Source organism: Mycobacterium sp. SMC-4 (genome assembly GCF_025263265.1).
Lineage (GTDB): Bacteria > Actinomycetota > Actinomycetes > Mycobacteriales > Mycobacteriaceae > Mycobacterium.
Window position 1 is genome coordinate 45,827 of the sequence record NZ_CP079870.1, and the last position, 12,993, is coordinate 58,819.

At 64.2% G+C, this 12,993-nt stretch carries 14 protein-coding genes; all 14 read left to right on the forward strand.

Annotation, left to right across the window (positions count from 1 at the left end; genetic code table 11):
• Positions 1–7: 7 nt before the first annotated feature.
• A complete protein-coding gene (locus KXD98_RS26890; protein WP_260758437.1) occupies positions 8–955 on the forward strand; it encodes a conjugal transfer protein in 948 nt (315 codons plus the stop codon).
• 47 nt (positions 956–1,002) lie between these two features.
• On the forward strand, positions 1,003–1,275 hold the full coding sequence (locus tag KXD98_RS26895) for a hypothetical protein (protein ID WP_260758438.1): 273 nt from the start codon (positions 1,003–1,005) through the stop codon (positions 1,273–1,275).
• A gap of 70 nt (positions 1,276–1,345) precedes the next feature.
• Positions 1,346–4,177, forward strand: a complete 2,832-nt coding sequence (locus KXD98_RS26900; protein WP_260765557.1) for an ATP-binding protein — start codon at positions 1,346–1,348, stop codon at positions 4,175–4,177.
• An 83-nt stretch (positions 4,178–4,260) separates the two neighbouring features.
• Positions 4,261–6,297, forward strand: coding sequence for a hypothetical protein (locus KXD98_RS26905; RefSeq protein ID WP_260765558.1), 2,037 nt, complete (start codon positions 4,261–4,263; stop codon positions 6,295–6,297).
• Entirely contained in the window at positions 6,294–6,992 is a 699-nt protein-coding gene (locus KXD98_RS26910; protein WP_260765559.1) for a hypothetical protein, read from the forward strand. Before KXD98_RS26905 ends, KXD98_RS26910 begins: the two co-directional genes overlap by 4 nt.
• On the forward strand, positions 6,989–7,810 hold the full coding sequence (locus KXD98_RS26915) for a hypothetical protein (RefSeq protein WP_260765560.1): 822 nt from the start codon (positions 6,989–6,991) through the stop codon (positions 7,808–7,810). The genes KXD98_RS26910 and KXD98_RS26915 overlap by 4 nt, the downstream gene beginning before the upstream one ends.
• Positions 7,797–8,573 carry a hypothetical protein gene (locus KXD98_RS26920; RefSeq protein ID WP_260758446.1) on the forward strand — a complete coding sequence of 259 codons (777 nt, stop codon included), beginning with the start codon at positions 7,797–7,799 and terminating at the stop codon, positions 8,571–8,573. Before KXD98_RS26915 ends, KXD98_RS26920 begins: the two co-directional genes overlap by 14 nt.
• Positions 8,574–8,769: 196 nt before the next feature.
• Positions 8,770–8,859, forward strand: coding sequence for a DUF3649 domain-containing protein (locus KXD98_RS28630; RefSeq protein WP_369696404.1), 90 nt, complete (start codon positions 8,770–8,772; stop codon positions 8,857–8,859).
• A gap of 163 nt (positions 8,860–9,022) precedes the next feature.
• The gene (locus tag KXD98_RS26925) at positions 9,023–9,406 is read left to right on the forward strand and encodes a hypothetical protein (protein ID WP_260758448.1); all 384 of its coding nucleotides are present in this window, start codon (positions 9,023–9,025) and stop codon (positions 9,404–9,406) included.
• Positions 9,403–9,741 (forward strand): hypothetical protein, encoded by a 339-nt coding sequence (locus KXD98_RS26930; RefSeq protein WP_260758450.1) that lies wholly within the window; start codon positions 9,403–9,405, stop codon positions 9,739–9,741. The genes KXD98_RS26925 and KXD98_RS26930 overlap by 4 nt, the downstream gene beginning before the upstream one ends.
• Before the next feature lie 10 nt (positions 9,742–9,751).
• Positions 9,752–10,003 (forward strand): glutaredoxin-like protein NrdH, encoded by a 252-nt coding sequence (gene nrdH / locus KXD98_RS26935; protein WP_260758452.1) that lies wholly within the window; start codon positions 9,752–9,754, stop codon positions 10,001–10,003.
• A gap of 274 nt (positions 10,004–10,277) precedes the next feature.
• The gene (locus KXD98_RS26940) at positions 10,278–11,483 is read left to right on the forward strand and encodes a DUF1173 domain-containing protein (protein WP_260758453.1); all 1,206 of its coding nucleotides are present in this window, start codon (positions 10,278–10,280) and stop codon (positions 11,481–11,483) included.
• Positions 11,480–12,511 carry a DNA adenine methylase gene (locus KXD98_RS26945; RefSeq protein WP_304118589.1) on the forward strand — a complete coding sequence of 344 codons (1,032 nt, stop codon included), beginning with the start codon at positions 11,480–11,482 and terminating at the stop codon, positions 12,509–12,511. Before KXD98_RS26940 ends, KXD98_RS26945 begins: the two co-directional genes overlap by 4 nt.
• 41 nt (positions 12,512–12,552) lie before the next feature.
• Positions 12,553–12,960: a DUF2510 domain-containing protein gene (locus tag KXD98_RS26950; RefSeq protein ID WP_260765561.1), complete on the forward strand. Its 408-nt coding sequence runs from the start codon at positions 12,553–12,555 to the stop codon at positions 12,958–12,960.
• Positions 12,961–12,993 lie beyond the last annotated feature (33 nt).

Genomic DNA, 12,993 nt, shown 5'->3' on the forward strand with positions numbered 1-12,993 from the left:
CACGACCATGGCAATGAGCCGCATCTGGCAGCAACGGATCAGCCGCACGCAGGGTGCGCTGACGAAATTCGGGAAACCCGCAGTGTTGATTCTGGCGGCCCTGGCGGGGCTGAACGTGCTGTGGCAGCTTCTTTTTGCCACAGCACCTGACCTCACCGAGCCATCACGGGCGGTGGTGAACCGCTCTGCGGTGGTCGGTGCGTTTGCCCAGGATTTCGTCGCGGTCTGGCTGGAGGCAAACACCCAGGACGCGGCCAGCCTGAGTCAATTCATCAGCGCCGATCCCGCGTCCTTGACGCTGCCTTCCACTCCGGCAGTCGTCATCAACACGCCCACGATCGTGGCCGTGTCACTGGAGGGCCTTGCAGGTCAGGAAGCCGACGCCGAGGTGTATTCCGTGGTCGTCGGGGTGACCCAGCGCCCGTATGAGTCCGCCGCACCACACCGAGCCTTGTACAGGGTCCCCGTGCTGTGGTCGCGCTTCGGTCCCCGTGCCGCGAGTTTTCCGGCGCGCATCGGCGGACCCGGCGCGGGAGCAGACCTGCCGCTGAGCTACCCGAGCACGTTGAGTGAGGCCGACCCCGCCTACAGCACAGCGACGGGTTTCTTGAAGGCCTATCTGACCCCTGCCGGGGGTGTGGAGCAGTACGTCACCACGGACTCGATGATCGCCGGATTGGGCAATGCGTACGAAACCCTTTCCGTACAGGGCGTTACCGCGCTCGGCGTTCCCTCGTCGGTGCCCGCCGACGGTGAGCTGGCTCGTGTCTTGGTCCGCGTGACCGCAGTGAACTCTCAGTTCGCTCCCTCGCCGTTGGTCTACCCCTTGACGCTTCGCGGGGTTGGCGGGCGCTGGCTGGTCGCAGCAATCGACAAAGCGCCGGCGGTGTCGACCGATGACAGTCTCGTTCCGGCGGCGGTGTCCACCGACTGGAGCTCTGCCACACCGAACTGACCGGCACGTCCAACCAGCGGCCGTGCCACAAGGGAAAGGGAACCGCAATGACTCAAACAACCTTGGCCGCAGGGGATCTGCTGACCGCCATCCCCTCGCTATGGGAATCGGCTCAGATACCGCTCGCGATCATCGCCATCTTCGTTGGAGGTGTTGCGGGCGCATTCGCGCTCGTGCGCGGGTTCGGCGCCGCAATGGGGAAGGTTCTCGGCGGGGTCGCAGTCGCAGCCATCATCCTGGGCGCGGTCGGCCTGGCCGTCTCACTGAAGACCACCGTGGACAAGCACGGTGGGGGCATCACCACCGGGCAATTCGGCTAGCGCTCTGCCAAGGCGTCGAGAACGCCTGAAACCGAGCTGGTGTTGACGAGATGCAGTTGGAGGTTATGCAGTGGGTGAGAACAGCTTTCGCGGCCAGACAGCCCGCGTGTATGCCGATGTGCGGGACTTTCCCATCTATGTCTCCCACATCGATGACAACACGCGGTTGTGGTTCGCGCCGTGGCGGATCTGGGACGGCGCGACCTTCCTGATCGGTATCACCTCTACGGTCTGGGCGACCCGCAAGTGGCTTGACTCCGGACATGCCATCGCCATCGCGCTGTTCGGCCTCGCGCTGACAGCAGCACTGACCGTCGCTGCCCGCCAGATCCCGGTATCTCGACCCAGCCCGCTCTACCGGATCGGCTGGCTGCTCGGCGGACTGTTGCACACCCAGCGCAAGGCCGGGATCAACGATGAGGGCGAGGCGGCGCTGTCGCCGCCCAAGGAGGTGATCGGGAATCTCAGTTTCACCTCCGGTGGTGTCTACGCCGAGTTCATCGTGGATGGACAGCCCGGCGGCATGATGCCTTACGCGCTCAAGGACGCGATCGCGATGCGTCACCGACCTTTAGTGCGCCAACTTCCCTCGGGATTGCTGCTGTGGGGCTGCTGCGTGCGCCTGGACCACCGGCGGCTGCTGCGGTGGATGCTCTCGGGCTACACCAATGAGCCTGCGTGGGTGCAGGAAGTCCGAGACTGGGAGGACTTCTTGACCATCGAGCCGTTCTACGAGCAGGTGTTCGGTATACGCGTGCCGGTGGACTCGGGAGCCGCCGGACGATCCGGAGTGGGCGGCCTGGCCAAGGCGGCCACCGTCGTCGCCGGCCGCGACCCCGACGACCCGCGATCACTTGCCGGGTATCAGGAGATGTCGGCCTCGATACTGTCGAAGATTCCTGCCGAGTTCAACGCGCGTCCGGCCACCCCGCGCCAGATCCACTGGTGGTATCGGCGCCGGCTGGCCATCGGTGCAGTCAACGATCCTTTCCCGCACGGTGCGGGCGGCCCTGACCGGCTCACCGAAGCCGACTTTGCGCCCGTGGTGCCGGCGCATTTCGACTGTGGTGACCAGGAGTCCCGCAAGAAGGACCGCCGCTGGTGGCGGCGTGTGGTGCCGTCGCTGGCCGCTGTGCTGGTGATTCGGGGCTCCCAACGCCTGGACAGCTTTCAGAGCATGCTGGCCGTAGCTCAGATTCCCCGCGGCGGGCTCGCCTATCCACGTGCGGAATACCTGCTGGCCGTCTACGACGTGGACACACCTTCCGACATCGACTGGATTCAGCATATTTCCACCCGTCCGGCTGAGCAGGCGCTCACGCGGATCGACCGCGCTCAGCGCAACCTCGATGATCAGGCGTTTCAACGGGCAGGCCGCCGTTCCAGCGACAGTGACCTCATTGAGCGCTACTCCTCGGCCGAGGAGTACAACGCCAAGCTGCGGGCGTCGAAGTTGGAGCGGGAAGTGGAGGCCACGACGGTGATCGCGGTCGGGGCGCGCTCACGGGCCGAACTCGACGGGGCCTGCCAACTACTGCAAACGCACTTCGCAGAAGACCTCGACATGACACTGAGTCGCCGTCGCGGCAGCGCCCAAATTGGGCTGTGGCAGACCGGGCTGGCAGGCAGTGAAGAGCGCAGCCCGCGCAGTCAATTCAGCCAACCGGCGACCACCACCGACTGGGCGCGGTTCTCGCCGCTCGTGTCCAGCAGGCTCGGCCACGGGACCGGAATTCTGTTCGCCCGCAATCTGTCCACCCGACGACCGACCCCTGTCCTGATCGAACCGGAAGGCGCGAGCCGTCGGCGCCAGGTACCCGGAATGCTGTTCTACGGCCCACCTGGAGGTGGCAAATCTCAAGGCGCAAAACGGGTGGTGAACGGACTGATTGCCCGCGGTAATCAGTGCAGCATCCTTGATCCCGGTTCTAATCCCGAGTGGGTGCGTGCGCTGGCGCATCTGGGGGATCGCGTGGCCGTACTTGATCCCACGCGTGGTCAAGTCTCGGTCGACGGGTTGCGCATTTTTCGCCGGGAGATCGCCGTTGAGCGCACCCTTGATCACCTTCTCCCGATGATGGGTGTCGAGCCCGATGCCGAGATCGCCCGCCAGCTCCGTTTTCTGCTGCGCCCCGATCAGCGGGTCGCCGAAAGCATGGGCGCTCTGGTGCGCTACCTGAACAGCTTGCAGGGAAGCGCGTACAAGGAGTACGCGGAACTCGCTGCGCGGCTGGATATGTGGGCCAACATCGACTATCTGCGGGCGATGTTCGATGAGTCGCTGCCGATACCGCCGATCGCTGAGAAGGATGCGGTGATCTGGCTGACCGGTGACCTGGAGCTGCCGACAACCTCACAGACCGAGGATTTACACCTCTACAAGCGTCAAACAGCCCGTGCACGTGCCGGTTTGGCCATCTACGGGATGATTGCCGGGCTCACACGGGAGAGCTACACCGGACCGAATCGTCGGCCCGGCAAGTTCGGCTGGTTCGTGGCCGAGGAAGCCAGGGCATACTTCGCGTCTCCGGTCGGCCGCGAAGATGCCACCGAGTTGATCACCCAGGGACGCAAGCAGCGATACGGTCTGATCGGTATTGCACAGCATGTCGAGTATTTCGACGGGATTCCCACCAAAGACTTGCCGACTCGGGTCATCACACCGTTCAAGGCCTCTGCGCGAGAAGAAGCGACCGAAGAATTCAAGCGCATCGGGATTGATCCCGAGGAGTACCCCGAGGTTTTGAACCTGCGCACCGCCGAGGGGCACGGTTACGCCTACATGATTGACGATGCGGGCAGCACCGGTCTGATCGACATTCTCCAACCCGTCCAGCCGGAGCTGCGGCAAGCCTTTGATACCCGCGGTTTGGAAAACGAGGCGCTGGAGCTGATGCGGTGATGTCCGCCTACTGCGCATGGCTTTATGAGCACCCTCGTCTTCGGCGGGCGTGGCTGATCACTCAGCTCCTCTGGGGAGGCTGGATGATGGCCCTGCTGACCGCCCCGCACGCGGTGGCGGCGGGGTTCGCTGGAGCGCTCAACTGGCCCAGCCCCATCGTGGACACCTACGGCCAGCCGGTGGGCACCTACTTCATCAGCACAGTGTCGATGCTCGATGCCGTCCGCACCCAAGGCAGCGACGTCAGCATTATCGATCCGGGCTCCTGGATTCCCGCACTCACCGACCGCTTTGAAATCGCCATGACCTACAGCCAACTGGCCGTCATCCTCGGGTGGTTCTGCGGATTCCTGGTCATGGTGGGTGCCGTCGGGATCTGGTTCATCAAAATCGCGCTGGGCTCGGCGTGGTTGGGCTGGCTGGCCGCACTGGCCGCGCCCGTGCTGGTCGCCATCAACAACCTCGTCGGTGAGTTTCAGATCATCCCACTGGCTTTGATCATCTGTGTATTCATCGGCGGAATCATCGCCTTGACCAAGGGGTTTGGGCGCGGTGCCGGGGTGATGTGCAGTGGCTTCCTGGTGATCTTGCTGATCGGGTTTTTCCTCAACGACCCGGTGAAGGAACTCGGTGACAACGGCCTGCTCGCTGCTGGCCGCGCCATCGGATTCGAGCTATCGCTGGGTATCGCGAACAACGGCAGCTTCGACCCCTCGGGTAACGCCGAAGGCCAGGTCGAAGTGCTCTCGCAATGGATGGCCACCACGCTGATTCGCCACCCCATCCAAATCGCCAACTTCGGCAGCGTTATCGACAACATCGACGGGTGCGCACAAGCCTGGAACTCCGCACTCAATGCCTCGACCGCTCTGACTCCCGCGACCCAGGCACTCGCACCGGCAGGGGCCCACGACGGTCCTGTACAGGCGATGCGAGCGTGCGGCGCAGGTGACGCCTACGCCCACGCCCACTTTCTCAGCGGCGAGACGATCGGGCTGATGTTCTTCATCAACTGCGTCGTGCTGGTGGTGCTGATGCTGCTGTGCTATATCGGCTGCGAAGTCATTCGGATCGGATTCAAAGCGTTCTGGAACGTGCTGGTGCTGGTGCCCGCCGCCGCGGTAGCGGTCGCGCCGGGACCGCAGCGCGAGTTTGCCAAACGTACCGCCATCAAACTGATCGTTCACGCATTGGAAATGCTGTTCGCGACAGCGGCTTTCGGTGTTGTCCTGGTGCTGATGTCGCGAGTATCGAGCGGGAAACTCGACGGGTTCGAGGTCCAGCACCCCATCGCGATCCTGCTGCTCATGCTGCTGTTCGCCGGCGGCGCGGTCTTCGGGTTCAGGGCGCTGATGCGAGGCTTCGGCGATCGGGGGCTACCGGGGCCGATGTCGGTGCTGCGCAAGACCGCTGCCGTCGGGGCCGGCCCTATGAGCTTCTACCCCGCGATGCGCGACATGGGCCGCTCAATGCGCCGCGATATCAACGCCGACGGGGTAGGTCTGCCAAGTTCAGGTAAGCCCGGCGATGAGGGAACCCGCGCCCCCGCAGCCAAGGGCCGCAAAGCACATCCCAATCCCGGTGGCATCCCGTCTGCGAGCGGGTCATCACCGAGCACACCACCGCCATCGGCAACCACACCCACCCCCAGCCCCGCACCCGCTGCGGGCGCACCCGCGGGCGGGTCGGCCGCTGCCGGTACCGCGGCGCGCGGAGCAGCCGCCGGCACCGGTAGTGCAGCGGCCAGCACAGGCGCCGCTGGCGGTGCTGCTGCGGGAGGCGGCGCGGCGGCCGCAGCGGCGGCCGGACCCGCCGCCCCTGTGGTCGCTGGAGCCGTGGTCGCGTCGAAGGTGATCGAACGCCAGCAAGCCAACAACAGCCGTGACAACGGGCCTGCTGCCCACAACACCCCGAAGTCGGGCACAGATTCTTCGGCCGCGCCGGCGCGCGCTGGTGCAGTACCCACCAGCCGCCCCCCAGCACCGCCGAATGGTCACACCGAGACGCAGCCGACACAGCAGCGTCGATCGGCGAAGCAAACTCCGGCGCCGAGGTCGAGCACCCCGGACGAGTCGCCCGGCCGCAAACCTCAGCCCCCGCAGGACGGCAGGACATCATGACCTTTACCGGCATCTATCTCGGCGCAGAATTGAACACCACCGGGCGTGCGTACTGGGCTATGTCACGGATGGTCAATCACGGTTGGTCGGTCCTGAGCTTCGGACTCGACTGCGGTGGGTGGTTGCGGCTTCGCACCCCGTCTGGGGTGGAGCTGCCCGTGGCCGCCGATCCGATTGACCACACACCGTCCTCGCAAGAGCGGGTGCCGGGCCAACCCGGGGCGCCGCTGCTGCCGCTACACGCCTGCCGCTTGCTCCACCAATGCGCACAGCACCGCGACGATGACGCGCACGGAGACGACGACGCCGCCAGCACCATCGCCGCCATGCTCCGCCTGGGCATGCCTGCTGGGCGCGCGCATGCCGACGATGCGCGATGCCCGTGGTATCTGCCCCAGCACGGCGCCGTGCAACCGGCGGCATCGGTGCGTCGCGCGTACTGGGCGGCGACCACACTCACCGATGATTACGGATGGCGTATCACTGGGGTCGATTCGCGCGGGTTCACCGCGGTCGGACCCTACGACGCCGAGGAAGTCCGGTACCCGTGCGCTACGACGTCTGACTCCACCACCTCGGCCCGGCTCGCACGGCTGCTGCCTCAAGTGCACAGCGACGGAGGGACCGACGAACTGCACCGACTGCTCGTGGAGCACCAGCAGGCCCACCAGAGCAGGGCGGTGGCGCGATCATGACCAGCCGCACTCTTCCCAGCGACCTTCCCCGGCTGCGCGTCCACGGTCGGGTCCGAGAGCACGCTCGGGTCACCAACTTGCGTGCCGCTGCTCCCGACATGTGCGGTGCCACATACCGGCTAGCTGCCGACGTTGCGTCCCCCGCGCCCTGTGCCAGTGGTTCCACTGCTCAGCGGGCGGCGGCAGTGGTCGAGTATGCGGTGCGCCTCGCAGGAAGCGTTGACGAACTCGCGCGTGCCCGTCGGGTCCTCGCTGCAGCGGACTGTGACTGTGTACCTGAGGATTTCGGGTGCGTCCGGCGCGTGCTGCAGGATGTTTTGCATACACCCGATCCGTGCGCAGAACACGGGTTGGCGATGGGTTTGACTGTGCGCAGGCCGTGGGCGTCCATGCTGCTGGTATCGGCTCAGATCGGCGGGAAGAACGTCGAGAATCGGACAGATTCCACCGACTATCGCGGTCCGGTACTGATTTACGGTGGTACCCGCATCGACCAGGCTGGTATCGAGCTCGGTGCGCAGCTGGGTATGCGCGAGATGGCTTTTCATTGCGACCAGCAAGGCTGGCTCGGCGCCACCGTACTTGTGGACGTCCATCGGGCCCAAGGGTGCTGCGCCCCGTGGGGGACGACTCCGTTTAACCCCGGCCAGCCCAAGTATCACTGGGTCTTCGAGTCTCCCGCGCGACTGGCTGCCCGGCCATGGCACGACAACGCCAAGGGGTTTGACGGGCTGCGGCCGGTGTCGTGGTCGGCGCTGGTCAGTCGAAAGGCCGCACGGTACGCCCGGCGACAAGGGGTGTCCGGTGCATCCAGGTGAGGGCGATGAGCAGGGCTGCTGGCAGCAGTGGCGCACCGACCGTGACCGCGAGGAGCAACGTCGGGTAGCCCAGCAACGGCGTGACCGCAAGGTCCGTAACAAGCTCAGTCGCGTCGTGGACGTCCTTGACGAGCTGCTCGGCCCCGGTGAGCAGCAGCCCCGTTGCCTCGGTGAGGTCGCGGATTTCTACGGCGTGAGCCAGTACCGGCTCTCAGCGGTGCTTGAGAAGCACCGCGAGGAGTTCAGTCGGGATGGTTGGCAGCCGCATAACCGTGCACACGACGGGCAGGATCTTTGGACTGATCGTGCTGTCGTACGGGCAGGGCTGTTACTGGAAAAGTCCTCTGTAGCAGCCCATCTGCGGCACCTCCTGGGTGTCGGCGATATTCCGCTGGTGTACTCCCAAAGTGATGCCCGCCTGGCTGAATGCCGGCAGCTCTACAACAAGGCTCTGACGGTCGTTGCTGATATCCATGGCGAGTCCAGCACCGACGATCTGTGGCGGGCGATGCAGGGTGCGGATCGGTACGACCTGATGGCGATGGTGATGACCTTGGCCTCCCTGACTCCCTACGACCGTCCCAGCTTGGGGCAGTGGCTACGCGAGATTAGTGCCCTCACCACGAAGGACGGCAGTATCGCTCGTGGTCTGGCGCTGCTGATCCCTCAGCGTCAAGCTGTCGATGCGCGAAAGCTCAAAGAGTCCGGGTCCGCACGATCGCACAGAGCGCGGGCCGACGGCGAAGGAGCGGTGTGCCAATGAGTTCCGCGTCTCACGCTCGCTCACCCATAGCCGAACGGCGTACTCGCGCTGAGCAGACCGGACGGCAGATTGCCTGCCTGCTACCTGCGCACACCCACTACGTTCAACCACTCTCGGGAACGCTGGAAGTTCTGCTTCACAAGCCGTGCAGCCCGCTAGAGACGGTCAATGATGTGGATTCCGAGCTGGTCACGTTCTGGAGGGTCCTACGCGATCGACCCGACGAGCTTGCGCGGGCGTGTTCGTTGACTCCGCACTCGCGGGTGGAGTTCACCTCCGCGATTAGCGGTTCCCGGCTCCCTCGTGACGCCAACGAGGTGGAGGTTGCCCGACGAGTATGGGTCCGGCTCAATCATAGCCAAACTGGTGCTGCGCGGATGCGTCCTCAGTGGCAGAACTCCGCAGCGCACCGCAGGACGGCGCCGGGCCGTGATACTGCCATTGCTCAGATGACCGAGGTCGCCACCCGAATCAAAAGGGTGAGCCTGGAATCGGCCGCTCCTGTGGAGCTGATCGCCTCGGTGGTGCGCCAACCCGGGGTGTGCATCTACCTCGACCTGCGAACCGAAGTCTTCGGCGCCCAGGGCGCCAGTCTGGTCCATCGTGCGCGCGTCGACCCGACGCAGGTACTTCGGGCCGTGTCGAAGGCGAAAGCTGCCGTCGTGATCCGCGCTGAGCGCGACACGGTAGCGCACAGTCCTGTACACACCTGGGCGTGCACGGCAGTGGGAGAGCAACGGGATAGCGCCGCGGTGCACTTGTGGTCGAACCGTGTGCTGTCGATGCAAGAGCGTCTTTTCGACCTTGGCGACTACGGGTGGGCAGCACCGTGACCACGGCCGACACCATCGCCGTTCGCGAGCAGCTGGTCGCGGTGCTGCGGGCCGCCGAAACACCGATGACTAGCGCCGAGCTGGCCAGCGTTCTGCCGTGGCAGACCCACCGTCTCGATGTGGGCTGCGAGCTGGTGTGTCACGCACCTCGCCGGCCCACGGCGATGCGGGTGGTCGAGTGTCATCGGACCTGGCATCTGGTGAGTCGTCCGCGGTCCTCGCAGGACTCGCGCACAGGAATCTATCGGCATCTGAGGAGCCTGGCCCGTGCAGGGACCATCCGGTCGATTGCGTTGGGGCCACGCAAAGTTCAGTGGGAGTTCGTAGGTGAATAGGAGAGTGACGATGAGCAGGATCACCGTGTACACCAAGCCCAACTGCGTGCAGTGCACCGCGACGTTCAAGGCGCTCGACAAAGCGGGCATCGCCTACGCGAAAGTTGACATCAGCGTCGATGCCGAGGCCCGCGACTACGTGATGGCCCTGGGCTACCTGCAAGCCCCCGTCGTGGTGGCCGGCGATGAGCACTGGAGCGGCTTCCGACCCGACCGCATCTCCGAAGTCACGGCTCCAGCACTCGCGCAGCTATCCATGTAGCGGTACAAACACTAGCGGGGGAAGAAGACCTCATGACAGTCAAGCACGCAGTGCGCGTATATGTCTCCGCGCCGTCAGCCAGGGGACCGGCGCGGGTCTTGGCTACGAAGAAGCGCGTGGCCAACGCAGCATCGTCCATGTCGGTTCCGCCCCCGGTTGGGTGTAACTGTGAACTCTGCTCATGCAGCTGCCGCCCGTCCACAGGATGGTTGGTCCCTCCTGGAATCGCGCACACGTTGGGCACCTTCACATCGCGTACCGGGCAGTCCATCCTATGACAGTCACGGCGACCCCGTTTCAGGTCGGGGAACACGTGGTTGACGATGTGCATTGCCCTGAGGGACAACAGATCCTCAGAGAGGCCAAAGCAGCGCGGTCACGCCCTCTGTGTTTGTGCCAGACCGCCGGGGTGCAGATGTATATCGCTGCTGCTGGAGACAGCCTCATTGTCAAACGAATGCCCGGCACGGCGGCCGCACATGACCATCGGTGCCGATCGTGGCTCCCTCCCAGCGAGCTATCTGGCTATGGCGCCGTTGCCGACCGGTCGATCATTGACAACCCTGCCGACGGAACAACCACGCTGCGACTGGGGTTTTCGCTGTCGAAGTCCGGCAATCGTGCCGCTCCCGAGCCTTCCGGATCGCCGGCAAGCGCGGTGCAATCGGACGGCAACAAGTTATCCCTACGCGCTGTGCTGCATTATCTCTGGGATGAGGCGGAACTGACGACGTGGCACCCGGGCTTTGCGGGACGGCGGCCGTGGGGTGTGGTGTACCGCCGGCTCCGAGATGCCGCGGATGGGAAGCTAGTCCGTAAAAACCCGTTCGCCGCATCGTTGTTCATCCCGGAGCCCTTCTCGGCCGACCGCAAGGCCGAGATCGAGCAGCGCCGGATTAAGGCTTGGGCTCCAGCTCGGAGGCAGCCTGGGAAGGCCACCAGATTCCTGATCGGCGTGGGCGATATCAAGGCGATTGAGCCAGCCGCCCACGGGTTCAAGATGCAGGTCCGCCACCAACCGGGCCACCCCTGGTTCCTCGACGAAGACCTGTACCGAAAAATGACCAAGCGCTTCCCCACAGAGCTAGAACTCTGGCAGATGGCAGATCCAGGTGACGTGCGATTAGTGGCGGTAGCTACCTTCTCCGTGTCTCGGGCTGGTTACGCCAACGTCGAACAACTCTCTTTGATGACGACCGATCACAACTGGCTCCCCTTCACCAGCGACGCCGAGCGCACCCTGCTGGCAACTGCAATCGAAGATGATCGGTGTTTCCGGAAGGTATTGCCTTACAACGGGACTTCCACGGCCCTGGCCTCTCTTATCTTCACCGACACCGCCCCGGCGATAGCCGCATTTATCGATCGCTCTGGAGGCGAGGACGACGAAGACGAATCGATCGCGGGGCTTCCGGTCTGGAACTGGCGTACCGATGAAGATATGCCGGATTTGCCGTCACCTGTCGACGGTTCGGAATGACCCCCTGCCGGGTTGAAACAAACGCATTGTCAGCAACTGCCTTACGTCCGCCGTTCGCCTACTTCGGCGGTAAGCAGAAGATCGCCGGGGACATCGCCGCACTGCTAGCAAGCCATAGCCACTACGTGGAACCGTATGCTGGCGGACTCTCAGTATTGTTGGCTAAGAAGCCAAGTCGACTAGAGACTGTCAACGACCTCGACGGTGACATTGTCCACTTCTGGCGGATGCTACGTAATCGTCCCGAGGAACTGGCCCGGGCATGTGCGTTGACTCCGCACTCACGAGCAGAGCGTAGCAATGCGCTTGACCGTCCGTCCGACTTGGATGATATCGAACGTGCCCGGCGAATCTGGGTATGTCTGGCGCAAGGCCGGACAGGCACCCTTCGCCGGACAGGCTGGCGCTTCGACGCGGCGGACTCTGCGCACACGTCAATGCCTCGCCGGCTAGATAGCTATATCCGTCGGATGGAGGCAGCAACCGCTCGGTTGCGCTCGGTCTCTCTGGAGTGCCGACCGGCACTCGATGTCATTGCGGCATACGGCAAAGGCCGCCGAACACTGATGTATGTGGACCCTCCCTATCTTGGTGAAGTCCGAGAACGCAACTACCGCAGGGAGATGCTGTCTGAGGATGGCCACCGTGAACTGGCATCCACCTTGCATGAGTGCGTTGCCACCGTGGTTCTGTCGGGCTACGCCTCACGCTTGTATGACGAGGTACTCTTTCGGGACTGGTACCGGGTCGAACTGGCAGCTGCGACGAGCCAGGGAGGATCGTACGAGGTCCGCACTGAAGTTCTGTGGTCCAATCGCCCCCTGCGTAGGACTAGCTCCACGGTCGTCGTTCGCGGTAAAGGTGCCGCGCGTAACGAAACGTCCACCAACGACGCCGTATGTAACGAAACGCGCTGCCCGGTCTGCGCTGGAACGCTTCGGCAGGCCGCGACGGGTCGACGGCGCATCTACTGCTCGCCAGCATGCCGGGTCCGTGCACACCGACGCGCCGCAATCAGCGGAGAATAGGGCTTCCGCACATGTCGTACCCGCAGCGGACGATGGGGTACATGAACGAGAACAACAGCAACCGGTGTGTTATTCGCATTCTGGGTTTAGTTGACGGGACGCCAACCGATTTCGACGGCCAGTATGTGGTCGAGTACGACCCGAGCAGGACCGGCACGCAGCCAGTGACAGGTAATCCGATGCCGGTATTCCATCTGGCGACCACCCCCGATATCAGTCAAGCGACGCGGTTCAGTCCCGTCGAGACGGTCGACCTGTACCGCGCCGTAGACCAACGTAACCCGATCCGGGCTGATGGTGAACCGAACCGTCCTCTCACTGCGTTCAGTGTGGAGACCGAGACGATCTCGGAATTGCCGCCTGCGGGATGGCACGTCGATCCGCACAATCCGCGCTACTGGCGCTGGTGGAACGGTACGACCTGGACCAGCCATATAGCGGCGCGGTGATTCCGCGATAGCAGCTGGGACGTTCACGACGTC